This is a genomic window from Pontibacter sp. GD13 (assembly GCF_058216355.1).
The window spans coordinates 535,813-550,119 of sequence record NZ_JBYZMQ010000002.1 but is presented as its reverse complement, the minus strand read 5'-3'; the positions used below and the strand labels follow the sequence as shown (position 1 = coordinate 550,119).

Below are 14,307 nucleotides of genomic sequence, written 5' to 3'. Positions count from 1 at the left end.
ATAGTCACTTGTTATCGGTTCATCCGCTCCATAATGTCCTCTAATAGGTCTACCTGTATCTGCTGAATTTCGATCAGGCGCTGGTTCTGGTGTGAGATAATGTGGTTTAGTTTCTCGTGCAGCAGCCGAATTTCCAGTTCAGCCTTCAGGTTAACCTGGTAATCATACTCTGATCGCTGCCTGTCCTTGGCTTCTTTCCTGTTCTGACTCATCATGATAATGGGGGCCTGAATGGCGGCAAGGCATGACAGGATGAGGTTTAACAGGATAAACGGATAGGGGTCGAAAGGCCTGACGGACAGCACGTAGATGTTGAGCAGCATCCAAAGCAGGATAAAGCCAAAGAAGAACAAAATGAACCGCCAACTGCCGCCGAACGTGGCAATGGCATCGGAGGTGCGTTGCCCGAAGGTCAGGTTTTCGTTAATCTCCTCCTCGATGTTAGAAGAAAGCAGCTCCTGCTTGTTGATGCTCTGGATCACCTCCTCCTCCAGTTCCGAGAGTTCGCCTAACTCGTGTTTCAGTAGCTGTTCCAGGTACTCATTCCGGTAGCGGTTTACGATCTCCAGCGAAACATAATGCTGCTCTTCCAGGTCGGGGTAATCCACTTTCATCAACTCCAGAATGCTTTTCCGAATGCTGGATACGGGAATGAGCAAGGGATAGGGCAAGTGTTTCTTGCTGATATGGCAAATTCCCGTGCTTTTTCGGTGGTCTTTCATAGCGTAGCGCAATACCCTATGTTGACTTACGCAATTCTTTGTTTAGCGCATAAGTTTATAAAGTTTATCCTTTATTAAGAAAGCTGGTCAGGGGCAATTTGTTGAATCACGCGCAGCAGGTGCGCCGCCAGTCCATCATAAGGCCTGTAGCCGCGGTTCACGAGGTGTATGCTGGTGCCGTTCAGCAGGTAGAGGCTCGGAAAAGCGGTGGCCTGTAAGTGGCGTGCGATGGCAAAGTCCTGTTGCGTTTTCTCTTTCATTTCATCGGACTGGAATTTAGCCAGGAACTCCTCTTCCGGCACCCCAAAGGCAGCCGCGACCTGGGCCAGCACCTCAGGTCGGGTTACATCATTGTTCTTCGCGTAAAAAGCTTTTTGTATGGCCTCTGCCATCTCCAGTTCTTTTTCAGGGTGCAGGTAGCGCAGGGTTACCACGGCGCGGCAGGCAGGTTCGGTGTCGTACACAAAACCCTCGCGGTCAAAAAAAGTATAGTCAAATGGCTGATTGGTCACTTTTTCAACATCCTCCCAATGGTGCCTGATCGTTGCCTGCATTTGGGGCTCCAGTGGTTTCACGGTACCGGGGCGCAGGCCGCCCATCACCAGCTTAAACTGCATCTTGTCTTCCTGCTCTGCCACCAGTTGCTGCATTACCGGCGCAAAACCATAGCACCACGAGCACATCGGGTCCATGATGTAAATCAGGTGCAGTTTATCGAGCAGGTCGTGTTGCTTTTTCATCATGCGGAAGTATAGTTTTTTGAGATGAGTTCTTTTTGCTTCAGACCATCGTCTGTCACTTGCTTTAGTATACGCACAAAGGTAACATCATTTTATATTTTGATGTCCGGAAAGCTGTGCTGTAACTGGTTTTTACAAAATTGATCAGAAACGTGGTGTGCTGTCTGGTTGCCAGGCACGTTTGGCAACAAAGCCATCATAAATTAACATTTATGCCGTATCTTAGCAGTTTAACTTCGGACTAAAGAATTCATCTATAAGCAATGTCGGCGTATAATTTTATCGAGATCGAGAAGAAATGGCAGCGTTACTGGGAACAGAACCAAACGTTTAAAGCCACAGTCAAAAACGAGAAGCCAAAGTACTACGCCCTGGACATGTTCCCGTACCCATCGGGCGCGGGTCTGCACGTGGGGCACCCGCTGGGCTACATTGCCTCCGACATCGTGAGCCGCTACAAGCGCCTGAAAGGCTTTAACGTGCTGCACCCCATGGGCTTCGACGCCTTTGGCCTGCCAGCGGAGCAGTATGCTATCCAGACCGGGCAGCATCCTGCCATCACCACCGAACAGAACATCCAGCGGTACGTGGAGCAGCTGAAGAACATTGGCTTCTCCTTTGACTGGGAGCGCGAGGTGCGCACTTCTGAACCAAGCTATTATAAATGGACGCAGTGGATCTTTATGCAGCTGTTTAACAGCTATTATAACTACAACACAGGTAAAGCCGCGCCGGTACAGGAGCTTGTAGAAGCGTTTGAGCAGGATGGGAATTTGAACGTGAACGCTGCCTGCGACGAAGACACGCCTGCATTCTCTGCCGCTGACTGGAAAAACATGAACGCGCAGCAGCAGGCAGAAATGCTATTAAAGTATAGACTCACTTACGTGGCCGAGGCCATCGTGAACTGGTGCCCTGCCATGGGTACGGTACTGGCTAACGACGAAGTGGTGGGCGGCGTGTCGGAGCGCGGCGGATACCCGGTGGAGCGCAAGAAAATGCGCCAGTGGATGATGCGCATCACCGCTTATGCCGAGCGCCTGCTGCAAGGCCTGGAGGAGATTGACTGGCCAGAGCCGGTAAAGGAGATGCAGCGCAACTGGATCGGTAAATCGGTTGGTGCCGAGCTGGACTTTGCGGTGGAAGGCATTTCAGAAAAGATCAAAGTGTTCACCACCCGCATCGACACCATTTTCGGCGCTTCATTTGTCGTGTTGGCGCCTGAGCATGAACTGGTTAGCCAGATCACGACGGATGTGCAGCGCCAGCAGGTGCAGGAGTATGTGACAGTGGCCAAAAACCGCTCAGAGCGCGAGCGCATGACAGACGTGAAGACGGTGAGCGGGGTGTTTACAGGCGCTTATGCCCTAAATCCGATATCAGAGGAACGTGTGCCGATCTGGATTGCCGATTATGTGCTGGCCGGGTATGGAACCGGGGCGGTGATGGCTGTGCCGGGCCACGATTCCCGCGATTATGCTTTCGCCAAACATTTTGAGCTGCCGATCAAGCAGGTAGTGGATGGCGGCAACATCGAGGAGGAAGCTTATGCCGGGAAAGAGGGCAAGATCATCAATTCCGGTTTCCTGAACGGGCTGGATGTAAAGGAAGCCATCAAAGCCGGTATTGCCAAAGCGGAAGAACTGGGGGTTGGTAAAGGCAGAACGCAGTTCCGCATGCGCGATGCCGTGTTCAGCAGGCAGCGCTACTGGGGCGAGCCGGTGCCGGTATACTTTAAAGACGGGGTGCCACACCTGGTGAAGCAAGAGGAGCTGCCCCTAGAGCTGCCGAAGATCGACGCCTACCTGCCCACCGAAACCGGTGAGCCGCCTTTGGGCCGTGCCGTGGATTGGAAGTATGATAACCAGTATGAGTATGAATTAAGCACCATGCCCGGTTGGGCAGGCAGCAGTTGGTATTGGTACCGCTACATGGACCCGCAAAACGAAACAGCTTTTGCCGACAAGGATATTATCAAGTACTGGCGCAACGTAGACCTGTACATCGGAGGTTCGGAGCACGCCACCGGTCACCTCCTCTACTCCCGCTTCTGGAACAAGTTCATGTTTGACCTGGGCCTGGTGGTGGAACAGGAGCCTTTTAAAAAGCTGATCAACCAGGGCATGATCCAGGGGCGGTCTAACTTTGTGTACCGCATCAACGGCACCAACCAATATGTGTCCTTGGGCTTGAAGGATCAGTACGAAACCACACAGCTACACGTGGATGTAAATATCGTGGAGAATGACGTGCTGGACCTGGAGGCCTTTAGAAAATGGAGACCGGAGAACGCAGACGCTGAGTTTGTATTGGAAGACGGCAAGTATGTGGTGGGCGTGGAGATTGAAAAGATGTCCAAGTCGAAGTATAATGTGGTGAACCCCGATGACATTGTGGAGCGGCAGGGGGCCGATACCCTGCGCATGTACGAGATGTTTCTGGGCCCGCTAGAGCAGTTTAAACCCTGGAACACCAATGGCATGGATGGCGTGCACAAGTTCCTTAAAAAGTACTGGAGGCTTTTCCACGATAATGAGGGCACCTTTGTGGTAACTGATGGCGCACCGACAGCGGAAGAGTTGAAGGCACTGCACAAGACCATTAAAAAGGTAGAGGAAGATGTAGAGCGGTTCTCTTTTAACACCTCCGTTTCCACGTTCATGATCTGCGTGAATGAGCTGACGCAGCTCAAGACAAATAAACGCGCCATTCTTGAGCCCCTTACCATTATCCTTTCCCCGTACGCACCGCACATTACCGAGGAGCTGTGGGAGAAGCTAGGCCACCGGGAAAGTATCAGCTATGCCAGTTTTCCGGATTGGAAAGAGGAATACCTGGTGGAGAACACCTTTGAATATCCGGTTTCTGTGAACGGCAAGACCCGCACCAAGCTTACCTTTGCGCTGGATACGCCCCGTGAGGAGGTAGAAAAGGCCGTGCTGAACGATGAGCAGGTGACCAAATTTTTTGAAGGCAAAACGCCTAAAAAAATCATCATCGTTCCAAACAAAATTATAAACGTGGTAGTATAATCTAGCTCCATCTTACTATTTAAATGAAGCAGAGCCGCCAAAACCCCAAACTTTGCGGCTCTGTTTTAGTAAAAAGCAACAGGTCCTGAAAATATTTTCCAGGACCTGTTGCTTAAATAAGAAAGGTTAGAGGGGTGCATAAAGTAAAAGTATTATGCATTTAGTTGTTCAGATGCAACATTCTTCTCTTCTTTGGCTTTTATGGATCCTCGCACTTTATAAAGCAATTCCACCAGGTTACTTGCTTCCTCTTCGGTTAACCCCTGTAGCATTTCGTCTAGTTCATGCAAGGAGCTATCCATGGTGCCGATCATTTGGTTCCCCTTGTCTGAGATAACGATGTTCACCAAGCGTTTGTCAACGGGGTTCTGCGTTACATTTACATAACCTTTAGCATTCAACCGGCTGACCAATCGAGATGCATCCGACATTTTATCCAACATTTTTTCGCGCAGAAAAGAAGTGGAGACTGGTTTAGGAAATTGATCTCTCAAAATGCGCAGGGCGTTATACTGTTGCGCGGTCATATTGAATTTTTTAAAAAAACTCTCGTAGCAATTACTTAAAAAACCGTGCGTGTACAAAATACTGATACTTGCTTTCTGCCATTCGTTTCGGAAACTGTTCACTCCGACTTCTTTCTCTAAAATCATGTTTCTTGTTAAGGTGAGTTTATCAATTATACTAATAAAAAATGAATTTTAGGCATTTGAAACCAGTATATTTTTGAGTTTTTAGGAATGAATGTTTACACAGTAATAAATTGATAAAAGCCCCCACAGCTGTTGTTAAAATTCTGAATATGTTGTGGCAAACAAAAGGGAACAAAAAAGCTGCCCGTACAGGCAGCTTTTTTGTTCCTTCCCTCAGCCAGAAGATGGTTGAAAAGAATTGAAAGATACCGTAGGAACAGCTAATTATCTAATAGTCCGATCCCCCTTTGCAAATCCTTCTTCAACTTGGATCCTACTAACAGAAAGGAGTCATCGATCCATTGCCTGATCAGGTTATCAGGCAATCCGGCATCTGGCAAAACGTTGATCCAGTGCACTTTATTCATATAGGAGGCAGTGCCCACCTGATTATGACGTTCACGACGTTCAATCGCTTTATCCGGGGCGCACTTTAGGGCAATGCCTTTGCTAAAATCGGCAAGGCTGCAGAGGGCAAACATCTTTCCGCATACTTTAAAAACAAGCGTATCTTCATCAAATGGCATTTCCTCTGTTGTGCCTGCTTTGGCCAAGCAATAGTCCCGGAGTGCTTCTATGTGCATGTTAAATATGCTTAATGATAAAATAGACCATAGCTGCCAGAAACATCAGCATCGAAATTTTATTGATCGTATGCATGGCACGCAGGTTGAAGTTAGATTTGCGCTTGGGGTCCTTTTTACGGAAGAAGTAGGTGGCTACCTCTGAAAAGTCAAACAATCCTTTCATGGCGAATCACTGATAAGTTAATTATAAATTTCTGTTCAGGTAAATGTGATCTGTAGTGTTGCAGTTACATTCTTAACAATCCAGGTGTGAAAAGAGTTAGCCCGCAAGCGCTTATTTCTTTACATTTCCAAACTTACAGGCTCAATCCATTTCTCGTCTTCCCTTATGAGTTCAATCAGTTCATCCACGGCCCGATCAGCCGGCACGGCTTTCTTAATCACATTCTGCCCGCGGTAAAGGGCGATCTTGTCTTTGCCCACACCTACGTACCCGTAGTCGGCATCGGCCATTTCTCCCGGTCCATTTACAATGCAACCCATGATACCGATCTTCACCCCCTTTAAATGGTCAGTGCGTTTCCGGATCATGGCGGTGGTTTCCTGCAGGTCGAACAGGGTGCGTCCGCAGCTGGGGCAGCTGATGTACTCGGTTTTGCTCATGCGGGTGCGGGCTGCCTGTAAAATACCAAAACCAAGTTTGTTGAGTTGATCGATGGTTTCGAGCCAGGCTCCTTTCTCCCGCTCCGGCAGCAGTTCGGTTCCGAGCATTACCCCATCTCCCATACCATCTATTAACAAGCCTCCCACATCAGTGGCTGCATAGAGTTGTATTTCGTCAGCAGTAAGGTTGCCGTAGGCACGCTTGATGATACAGGGATTTTTTACGCCATTGTTCATCAACCTGAAAAAGCATTTGCGAAGCTCGGGCATGGCATGCGCGTTTGTGGTCTCTAGCAACAGCACTGCGGTAGCGTCATGCTTCAAGCGTTCCAGCAGGGCATTCGTGAGGTCATCCAGCTGAACAAGTATGAAGTTGAGCGTGGCATGCTGCTCAGCTCCGGCCAGGTATTGCCCTGCCTGTAACAAGGGATGCCTGTCTTCGCGTTGTTCCGCTGCCAGCCAGGCGTTTTGGTTTACGATCTCTTTCAGGCCGTTGGGCAGCATGAAGCTGATGGGGGTATCGCCGGTGTAAATAAAGTCAGCGCCCAGGTCGTTCATGTTAAACTTATCAAGCAGCATGGAGTACAAATGCCCCACGCTTTTCAGGTCAGCATATTTAACATCGGTCAGCCGGCTCAGGTCAGCCACAACGCGGGGCACATTCAGCGCCCCCAGGTTCTGCACTTCCATCGTCTCGCGGCGGTGGTACTGGAACGGATCTATCGGCACGTTGCAAATTGGCTTAATTGGCCGTGCATTTGAGGCGCGGCGCGCATAACGGTCGATCAGGGCTTTTGCCACAGGTGCTTCTGCCTCCGGGGCCTCCGTTAACGACACCCGCACGGTATCTCCTAATCCGTCTTCCAACAGGGTGCCTATTCCGACTGCCGACTTAATGCGGCCGTCCTCTGCCTCTCCGGCTTCTGTAACGCCCAGGTGCAACGGGTAAGGCTGCAGGCCCTCCTCCTCCAGCTTCTGCACCAGCAAACGATATGCCTGTACCATTACCTGCGTGTTGGAGGCCTTCATGGAGATCACGATCTCGTAATATTCCTCGTCCTCGCAGATGCGCAGAAACTCCAGCGCACTCTCTACCATACCCAGCGGCGTATCGCCGTAGCGGCTCAGAATCCTGTCAGACAGCGAGCCGTGGTTGGTGCCGATGCGCATGGCGGTACCATGTTCTTTACAAATGCGCACTAAGGGCACAAAGCGCTCTCTTATCCTGTCAAGTTCTGCCTGGTATGAGGCGTCATCGTAGGTTATTACCTGAAATTTCTTTTTGTCGGCATAGTTGCCCGGATTCACGCGCACTTTCTCCACGATACGGGCAGCCACCTCAGCAGCATTCGGCGTGAAGTGAATGTCTGCGATCAGGGGTACACTATACCCGCGCAGCTGCAGTTCCTGCTTGATGTTCCGGAGGTTTTCGGCTTCCTTCATACTCGGCGCGGTGATGCGGATATACTCACAGCCGGCTTCAATCATGCGGATGCATTGCGCCACAGAACCTGGCGTATCCATGGTGTCTACGGTGGTCATGGACTGCACCCGGATCGGGTGATCGCCACCCACAGGCACGCCGCCAATGTTTACCACGCGCGTTTTTCTGCGCTTATACTGCGTAAGGCTTGGGCAATAGGTTTTGTTCATAAGTAAAGTATGCGTGCGCTCGATTCCTTAACTAAAGATCAGCCTTGTTTGTTCAAAGGCTGATACTGTAAAAATAGTACCTTTATTTTAAAGAGGCTAAAGGATAGCTGCACCTAAGGGTAAAATACTCTGAAGCATGATATGAAATGGGTAACTAAACGCCAAAAATTGCCCGGCCTGCCAGCAGAAGGAAGGTGATCCTTCTGTCGAATCAGAAAGACAAGGGACATTGAAATTCTAGGGATGTTTGGCCGCGCTATTTTGAATACCTTTCCAGTTAAATTATGCGTATTTTAAAAATACCGGTATCAGCGCGGATTTATAGGCAAACATAAGATTGCTGGCTGTCGCTGATGCATATAGGATATGCAAAAAATGTTCACCTAAAATTTAAGAGGATGATTTTCATGCGTAATTTTCTGCCCGCCAACTCGGGCATCGCTTTGCAGCAACTGCAGCGGTGGACGAAGCTGCGTCAGGACCAACTGGGGAAGGCTATTTTGATAACTAAGGATACTGTGCTGGGTTTTTTGCAGCGGCAACTGGAGAAGGGCGACCTGAAAACGGTGCAGGAAGTACTCAAAGGCAAGCCCATGACTGAAGCCGGCCGTCGTTTGTATTCCGAACTACGCAGCAACGTGGTCAGCAACCTGATTCTGCGCATGGGCTTCAGGCGGGTAATTGCCGTATCCATTGCCTTCGTTGTTTTGCCGCTTATTCTGGCTAAAGTAGCGGGTAAGTTTGCAAACAGGATAAAGCAGTAGCGTGTGCACAGTAGATTACCTCATGCTTCAGGCCAGCAGATTTTTATAGGCCGCCTCTACTTTTCCAAAGTCAAATTCCTGTAGCACCTTTTGCATCTGGGTAGCAATCTCGGTTGTGCATAAATTCCCAATGCTACCTGCATGGGTGTGCGTTACGGCAGCAGGCGGTGCAAACTTCCCCGATTCTATCTGTTCCCCTACGGTTTTATAAGCATCCCGAAAGGGTATACCATTCAGCACCAGTGCATTAACTGCATCTACACTAAAGAGGTATCTATACTTGTCGTCGTCTAGTATGTGCTGACGCACCTGTACCTGCTGCAGCATGTAAGTCATCATATGCAGGCAGCCCTGCAACTCTGTAAAAGCGGGAAACAGATCCTCTTTAAGTAACTGCAGGTCGCGGTGGTACCCGGATGGCAGGTTAATGAGCAGCATGGAGACTTCTGTAGGCAGCGCCTGCAGCCTGTTACATCTACCCCGAATGATTTCAAACACATCCGGATTTTTCTTATGTGGCATGATGCTGGAGCCAGTAGTGAGCTGATCTGGTAAGGTAATAAAGTTGAAGTTCTGGCTCATGTACAAGCAAAGGTCCATTGCTAATTTGCCCAGGGTAGCAGCTACCGAAGCCAGCCCGGTGGCCACTATCCTTTCAGACTTCCCTCGGCCCATTTGGGCGTATACAACATTGTAGTTCATGCTGTCAAAGCCAAGCAGCTCTGTGGTGAGTTGGCGATTTAAGGGGAATGAGGAGCCATAGCCTGCTGCTGAGCCCAACGGGTTCTTATCAGCTGTTTTATACGCGGCCAGCAGCAGTTGCATGTCATCTGCCAGGCTTTCGGCATAGGCTCCAAACCATAAGCCAAACGAGGACGGCATGGCTATCTGCAGGTGCGTGTAACCTGGTAGCAGCACATGTTTATACTTTTCGCTTTGGCTTTGCAGCACATCGAAGAGTAATTTTACTGCCTGCACCACTTCTTTTAACTGATCGCGGAAGTATAGTTTCAGGTCCAGTAGCACCTGATCGTTTCGAGAGCGGCCGCTGTGAATCTTTTTTCCTGCTTCCCCTACTCTGCGCGTCAGTTCCAGCTCTACCTGCGAGTGAATGTCCTCCACCCCTGGATCAAGCGTTAGCTCGCCAGTTACAATTGAATTATAGATTTGTTTTAGCCCAGTTTGAAGAATCTCTAAATCCTCTTCAGTTAACAGGTTTATGCTTTGCAACATACGGGTATGCGCCAAAGAGCCCAACACATCAAAGCGTGCCAGTTCCATGTCCAGTTCTGCATCTTTGCCAACCGTAAAGTTTTCGATCTCAGCGGCTACGCTGGTGTTCTTCTGCCAGAGTTTCATGATTTGATTTTGAATGTGTGAACGCGCAAATAGTTAGTACATACCAAGAACAAACGTATCATTGCTCACTTGATTACTTTCTCAAGTAATGCAATGTAGAGTTCTATCCCCTCAGCTATCTCATTCAGGCAAATGTACTCATCCGCTATGTGCGAACGAACGGAAGAACCAGGTCCCAGCTTAAAGGAAGGAACGGGAATAAGGGCTTGGTCTGACGTGGTGGGTGAACCATACACTTTTCGCCCAAGATCAAGCCCCGCTTGCACAAGGGGATGGTGCAAGGCAATAGCAGAAGGCCTTAGTCGCGTGGAGCGCGGGGTGATTTCCGCCTGCACATGCTGGCGTATCACCTGCAATACCTCCTCCAGGGTATATGCATCGGTTAAGCGCACATCCACTGTAAAGTGACAGGCTTCGGGCACCACATTATGCTGTGTGCCTGCGTGAAGCATGGTAACAGACATTTTTACCGGCCCCAGGAGTTCCGATTCTCTCTCGAACTGATAATTTCTGAACCATTCCATGTCAGGCAGTGCGGAATAAATGGCGTTAACGCCTTCTGCTCGCGCTGCATGCCCCGCTTTTCCAATAGCTACACAATCGAGCACCAAAAGGCCTTTTTCAGCTATGGCCAGGTGCATTTCTGTTGGTTCTCCAACCAGGGCCGCCGCAATGTTCCCTAATTTCGGGAGTATCAGTTCAATGCCGTTCCGGCCAGATATCTCTTCTTCGGCAGTGGCGGCCATAGCAAGGTTATACTTCAGGTTAGTCTGTGCATAAAAGTATAGGAATGCTGCGATCAGCGTTACCAGGCAACCGCCCGCATCATTGCTGCCGAGCCCATAGAGCTTTCCATTCTCTATTGTAGCCGCAAAAGGATTGCGGGTGTATCCGGCGTTTGGTTTTACCGTGTCGTGGTGTGAGTTTAGCAGCAGGGTGGGCTTGGCAGGATCATAATGCCTGTTAAATGCCCACACGTTGTTCTGTTCCTGATGCACCTCCACTTCATTCTGCTTCAGAAAATCGTAAAGTACGGCAGCCGTCCCGGCTTCTTCCTGGCTGAAAGAGGGTGTCGTGATCAGGCGCTGCAACAGCGACAACGCTTGTGTGTATAAAGCTTCCTGCATCAGGTCCGTACTAATGTGGTACCGGGGAACTTACCGGGTGTGTTTATACTTTTAAGTGCTTCCGCCTCACCGATCAGTACTTGTTTAACCCCCATTTTCAGGGCCGCGAATGCGTTGTCCAGTTTAGGGATCATGCCCGCATGCACCGCACCGCTTTCTTTTAAAGATTTATACTTCTCAGGGTTCAGGCTGTCTATTAAAGAAGCTTCGTCTGACGCATTTGCCAGTACGCCACGCTTCTCGAAACAATAGACCAGCTTTACCGCATGGCTACCGGCAAGCGCTGTTGCCAGTACAGCTGCAATCGTGTCAGCATTTGTGTTCAAGAGGCTGCCATTTCTATCGTGGGTCAGGGGTGCAAACACCGGAATGAGGCCGGCATTAAAAAATATATTCAATATCCGGGTGTTTATGCATTCAGGTCCTGCCACGTCGCCCACAAAACCATAGTCAATTGTACGCTCAGGCCGCTTAACTGCCATTATACTGTTGGCGTCTGCACCGGTTACCCCAATGGCGTTGCAGCCGAGTGCCTGTAGCTGTGCTACGATCTGTTTGTTAATCAGGCCTCCATAGACCATGGTAACCAGTTCAAGCGTTTCTGTGTTTGTGATGCGCCGGCCTTCAACCATTACAGGTTCTATGCCCAGTCGCTGGCCAATGGCAGAGGCTATTATTCCTCCGCCATGCACCAACAACCTGGGGCCCTGCAGCTGCGCAAAATCAACCAAAAAAGAACGCAGCCGGACAGGGCTATCCAATATGTTTCCGCCAATTTTAACGAGTATCATATGCTAAGCTTTATATGTATAAGATACTGCTTCCGTCGAAGTGCTTTCAGGTTTAACTTTGTTGCAAACACTCCAGCATTTTCTTTAGAACAGCCTGCGTTGCAAAAGTTCTGTTGTTTGCCTGTTCCAGTACCAGAGAGTTGGGGCCATCGAGTATCTCATCGCTCAGTTCCAGGTTGCGCCGTACAGGCAGGCAGTGCATGACTTTTGCTTGATTACTTGCCAACAGTTTCTCTTCTGTCAGCATCCAGCCTTCGCCATCAGTCAACACCTTGCCGTAATCGTTGTAGCTCGACCAATTTTTTACATAGACAAAATCGGCGTCTTTCAGGGCTTGCTGCTGGTTGGTGGTTATGTTCACTCCTTTTGTAAATTCTTCAGCCAGTTCGTAGCCTTCCGGGTGGGTAATCACCAGCTCTACATCAGCCGCCTGCATCCACTCTGCAAACGAGTTGGCCACGCATTGCGGAGTAGGCTTGCTGTGCGGTGCCCAGGTGAGGACAACCTTCGGTTTCTTCCCGGGCTGTTTTCTTTCAGTGATGGTAAGCAGGTCGGCCAGGCTTTGCAGCGGGTGGCGGGTGGCACTCTCCAGGCTAAGTACCGGAATTTGACTGTACTGTATAAACTGTTGCAACAGCTCCTCGCTATAGTCTTCTTCTCTGTTTTGTAACGTAGGGAAAGAGCGGATGCCGAGTATATCGCAATACTGGCCCAGTACAGCGGCGGCCTCCTTTATATGTTCAACACTCGTGCCGTTCATGATGACCCCCTCCCGTGTTTCAAGGGCCCAACCCTCCTTGTCCAGGTTCATCACCATCACGTTCATGCCAAGGTTTGAGGCCGCTTTCTGGGTGCTAAGCCGGGTGCGGAGGCTCGGGTTTAAGAATATTAGTCCGAGGGTTTTATTCTCGCCCAGTTGCTTGTATTGATAAGGGTGCTCCTTCTGGTGCATCGCCTCATTCACCAACTCCTGTAGGTTAGCCACATCCTGTACGGCTGTAAATTTTTTCATCAGACTGCTTGTAGTTCTAATTTTAAAAGAATGGATTTAAAGGCCTGCAGGAATACCTGCACTTCGCTAGCGCTGATGCAAAGCGGCGGTAAAAGGCGAAGCGTGTGCTTATCTGAGGATGCCCCTGTAAAGATGCCGTGCCCGTTCAATAGCTGGTTCCGGATGGGGGCACAGGGCTGATCCAGCTCCACCCCGATCATCAGGCCGTGCCCGCGCACTGCTGTTACACCGGGTAACCCTGTGAGTCCATTCAGCAGGAGCTGGCCCATGCGTTGCGCATTCTGCGCCAGGTCTTCCTCCTCCATCACTTCCAAAACAGCCAGGGCTGCCACGCAGGCCAGGTAATTTCCGCCAAAGGTGGTGCCCAGCATGCCGTGTTTCGCTTCTACCTGGGGGTTAATGAGCACTCCTGCCACCGGAAAACCATTGCCCATGCCTTTGGCCACGGTAATCAGGTCAGGGCGAACATCAGTGTACTGGTGCGCGAAAAACTTACCGGTCCTTCCGTAGCCTGACTGCACTTCATCCAGTATCAGCAGGGCCCCGGCTTTTTTACAACCAACGGCAACCACCTTCATAAAATCGGGATCCGGAATGCGAACGCCTCCCACACCCTGTATGCCCTCCACTATGATGGCTGCGAGCTCTCCCTCCAGTTCCTGCAAGGCACGGGCTAAAGCAGCAAGGTCATTTAGTGGCAGAAAGGTTATGTTGTCCGTTTTATTGATCGGCGCCTGTATCATGGGGTCGTCGGAGGCGGCTACGGCGGCGGAGGTACGGCCATGAAAAGAGCCCTTAAATGCGATCACTTTTTTACGCCCCGTATGGAAGGAGGCCAGCTTCAAGGCGTTTTCGTTGGCTTCGGCGCCTGTGTTGCACAAAAAGAGTCGATATGCACTGTAGCCACTCATAGCGCCTAACTTGTCGGCCAGTTGTTGCTGCAAGGGCATACGTACGGAGTTGGAATAGAAACCGATGTCGTAGAGCTGCCTGGCAATCCTTTTCACATAATGCGGGTGGCTGTGGCCGATCGAGATGACAGCATGCCCCCCATAGAGGTCCAGGTACTTTTTGCCCTTGTCATCCCAAACATAGGTGCCCTGTGCTTTTGCAGGTGTTATATCAAATAGCGGATATACATCGAAGAGATTCATGTTTCGGAAAACTAGAGGTAAGAAGTAAGACAGTAGAGAAAATACTTGACAAACATGCTTGAAAATTATGA

The 14,307-nt window shown here is 50.0% G+C and carries 13 protein-coding genes; 2 read left to right on the top strand and 11 right to left on the bottom strand.

The genetic code is table 11. The features are described 5' to 3' along the window. Positions 1–11: 11 nt before the first annotated feature. Both AC4BAN_RS06015 and AC4BAN_RS06010 read right to left on the bottom strand, forming a co-directional pair. The gene (locus tag AC4BAN_RS06015; protein ID WP_490563471.1) at positions 12–722 is read right to left on the bottom strand and encodes a DUF1003 domain-containing protein; all 711 of its coding nucleotides are present in this window, start codon (positions 720–722) and stop codon (positions 12–14) included. A gap of 74 nt (positions 723–796) precedes the next feature. Continuing rightward, positions 797–1,465: a DsbA family protein gene (locus AC4BAN_RS06010; protein WP_490563470.1), complete on the bottom strand. Its 669-nt coding sequence runs from the start codon at positions 1,463–1,465 to the stop codon at positions 797–799. Positions 1,466–1,725: 260 nt separating this feature from the next. On the opposite strand from AC4BAN_RS06010, the gene leuS reads away from it, so the two are divergent. Next, complete coding sequence (gene leuS, locus AC4BAN_RS06005) at positions 1,726–4,494, top strand: leucine--tRNA ligase (RefSeq protein WP_490563469.1); 2,769 nt, start codon at positions 1,726–1,728, stop codon at positions 4,492–4,494. Between the two features lie 152 nt (positions 4,495–4,646). On the opposite strand, the gene AC4BAN_RS06000 is transcribed toward leuS, so the two are convergent. From AC4BAN_RS06000 to ispG, 4 genes are all read right to left on the bottom strand, one after another. Continuing rightward, a complete protein-coding gene (locus tag AC4BAN_RS06000; protein WP_490563468.1) occupies positions 4,647–5,147 on the bottom strand; it encodes a MarR family winged helix-turn-helix transcriptional regulator in 501 nt (166 codons plus the stop codon). 260 nt (positions 5,148–5,407) lie between these two features. Then, positions 5,408–5,770: an MmcQ/YjbR family DNA-binding protein gene (locus tag AC4BAN_RS05995; RefSeq protein ID WP_490563467.1), complete on the bottom strand. Its 363-nt coding sequence runs from the start codon at positions 5,768–5,770 to the stop codon at positions 5,408–5,410. A 1-nt stretch (position 5,771) separates the two neighbouring features. Next, positions 5,772–5,936: a DUF6728 family protein gene (locus AC4BAN_RS05990; protein ID WP_490563466.1), complete on the bottom strand. Its 165-nt coding sequence runs from the start codon at positions 5,934–5,936 to the stop codon at positions 5,772–5,774. A gap of 119 nt (positions 5,937–6,055) precedes the next feature. Beyond that, positions 6,056–8,029, bottom strand: coding sequence for a (E)-4-hydroxy-3-methylbut-2-enyl-diphosphate synthase (gene ispG / locus AC4BAN_RS05985; RefSeq protein ID WP_490563465.1), 1,974 nt, complete (start codon positions 8,027–8,029; stop codon positions 6,056–6,058). Positions 8,030–8,436: 407 nt separating this feature from the next. Here ispG and AC4BAN_RS05980 point away from each other — a divergent pair, with 407 nt between their 5' ends. After that, positions 8,437–8,793, top strand: coding sequence for a hypothetical protein (locus AC4BAN_RS05980; protein ID WP_490563464.1), 357 nt, complete (start codon positions 8,437–8,439; stop codon positions 8,791–8,793). A 27-nt stretch (positions 8,794–8,820) separates the two neighbouring features. On the opposite strand, the gene argH is transcribed toward AC4BAN_RS05980, so the two are convergent. The 5 genes from argH to AC4BAN_RS05955 all read right to left on the bottom strand — a co-directional run bounded on the left by argH (position 8,821) and on the right by AC4BAN_RS05955 (position 14,236). Beyond that, positions 8,821–10,152, bottom strand: a complete 1,332-nt coding sequence (gene argH, locus AC4BAN_RS05975) for an argininosuccinate lyase (RefSeq protein WP_490563463.1) — start codon at positions 10,150–10,152, stop codon at positions 8,821–8,823. 65 nt (positions 10,153–10,217) lie between these two features. After that, on the bottom strand, positions 10,218–11,279 hold the full coding sequence (locus AC4BAN_RS05970; RefSeq protein WP_490563462.1) for a M20 family metallo-hydrolase: 1,062 nt from the start codon (positions 11,277–11,279) through the stop codon (positions 10,218–10,220). Beyond that, positions 11,279–12,070, bottom strand: coding sequence for an acetylglutamate kinase (gene argB / locus AC4BAN_RS05965; RefSeq protein ID WP_490563461.1), 792 nt, complete (start codon positions 12,068–12,070; stop codon positions 11,279–11,281). The genes AC4BAN_RS05970 and argB overlap by 1 nt, the downstream gene beginning before the upstream one ends. A 52-nt stretch (positions 12,071–12,122) precedes the next feature. Then, entirely contained in the window at positions 12,123–13,082 is a 960-nt protein-coding gene (locus tag AC4BAN_RS05960; RefSeq protein ID WP_490563460.1) for a Rossmann-fold NAD(P)-binding domain-containing protein, read from the bottom strand. Further along, complete coding sequence (locus AC4BAN_RS05955) at positions 13,082–14,236, bottom strand: aspartate aminotransferase family protein (RefSeq protein ID WP_490563459.1); 1,155 nt, start codon at positions 14,234–14,236, stop codon at positions 13,082–13,084. Before AC4BAN_RS05955 ends, AC4BAN_RS05960 begins: the two co-directional genes overlap by 1 nt. Between the last annotated feature and the right edge of the window lie 71 nt (positions 14,237–14,307).

Bases quoted from the DNA above. Each gene is read 5' to 3' on its own strand.
- AC4BAN_RS06010 (WP_490563470.1), bottom strand. From the start codon at position 1,465: ATGATGAAAAAGCAACACGACCTGCTCGATAAACTGCACCTGATTTAC.
- ispG (WP_490563465.1), bottom strand. From the start codon at position 8,029: ATGAACAAAACCTATTGCCCAAGCCTTACGCAGTATAAGCGCAGAAAA.
- AC4BAN_RS06015 (WP_490563471.1), bottom strand. From the start codon at position 722: ATGAAAGACCACCGAAAAAGCACGGGAATTTGCCATATCAGCAAGAAA.
- AC4BAN_RS05980 (WP_490563464.1), top strand. From the start codon at position 8,437: ATGCGTAATTTTCTGCCCGCCAACTCGGGCATCGCTTTGCAGCAACTG.
- AC4BAN_RS05970 (WP_490563462.1), bottom strand. From the start codon at position 11,279: ATGCAGGAAGCTTTATACACACAAGCGTTGTCGCTGTTGCAGCGCCTG.
- argB (WP_490563461.1), bottom strand. From the start codon at position 12,070: ATGATACTCGTTAAAATTGGCGGAAACATATTGGATAGCCCTGTCCGG.
- AC4BAN_RS05995 (WP_490563467.1), bottom strand. From the start codon at position 5,770: ATGCACATAGAAGCACTCCGGGACTATTGCTTGGCCAAAGCAGGCACA.
- AC4BAN_RS05955 (WP_490563459.1), bottom strand. From the start codon at position 14,236: ATGAATCTCTTCGATGTATATCCGCTATTTGATATAACACCTGCAAAA.
- argH (WP_490563463.1), bottom strand. From the start codon at position 10,152: ATGAAACTCTGGCAGAAGAACACCAGCGTAGCCGCTGAGATCGAAAAC.
- leuS (WP_490563469.1), top strand. From the start codon at position 1,726: ATGTCGGCGTATAATTTTATCGAGATCGAGAAGAAATGGCAGCGTTAC.
- AC4BAN_RS05990 (WP_490563466.1), bottom strand. From the start codon at position 5,936: ATGAAAGGATTGTTTGACTTTTCAGAGGTAGCCACCTACTTCTTCCGT.
- AC4BAN_RS05960 (WP_490563460.1), bottom strand. From the start codon at position 13,082: ATGAAAAAATTTACAGCCGTACAGGATGTGGCTAACCTACAGGAGTTG.
- AC4BAN_RS06000 (WP_490563468.1), bottom strand. From the start codon at position 5,147: ATGATTTTAGAGAAAGAAGTCGGAGTGAACAGTTTCCGAAACGAATGG.